This is a genomic window from Corallococcus praedator (assembly GCF_003612125.1).
In the GTDB taxonomy this organism is placed as follows: Bacteria; Myxococcota; Myxococcia; order Myxococcales; family Myxococcaceae; genus Corallococcus; species Corallococcus praedator.
The window spans coordinates 1-396 of sequence record NZ_RAWI01001366.1; the positions used below are offsets into that span (position 1 = coordinate 1).

Here is a 396-nt window from a genome sequence, read left to right on the forward strand (position 1 = left end):
GGCAGACTACAACGGCGCTGACTTTAAGGTAGTCGGAACGGCATCGGTGCCTGAACCAGGAACGATCGCTGGACTCGCGATCGCAGGCGGCTTGCTGACGTTGATTCGACGCCGAGCCTAGTCGCGCCCAATCGTCCACCTTCTAATCATCTGACTGGCGATCGACTACCATCAAATGCAGCCACAGGCGTTGCTGCTATGACAACAGAACTTGATTTACTGATTTTGACTATCTACATCATTACAGTCATCTACGTGCTGTATCAGATGATCGATTCGCTCGAAGCCAAAACCACGATCGCTTTCGATCGCGCCACTGTGCAGCAGCAGCTTGAAGAGCGCGAACTGCAATCGCTCGTCGATATCAAGTTCAGTTTGGCAAGCCGCTACGACTAC

1 protein-coding gene is annotated in these 396 nt (G+C 52.5%); it reads left to right on the forward strand.

Annotation, left to right across the window (positions count from 1 at the left end):
• Nucleotides 1–46: 46 nt before the first annotated feature.
• The gene (locus D7Y13_RS49415) at nt 47–121 is read left to right on the forward strand and encodes a PEP-CTERM sorting domain-containing protein (RefSeq protein ID WP_369333614.1); all 75 of its coding nucleotides are present in this window, start codon (nt 47–49) and stop codon (nt 119–121) included.
• The last annotated feature ends 275 nt before the right edge of the window (nt 122–396 follow it).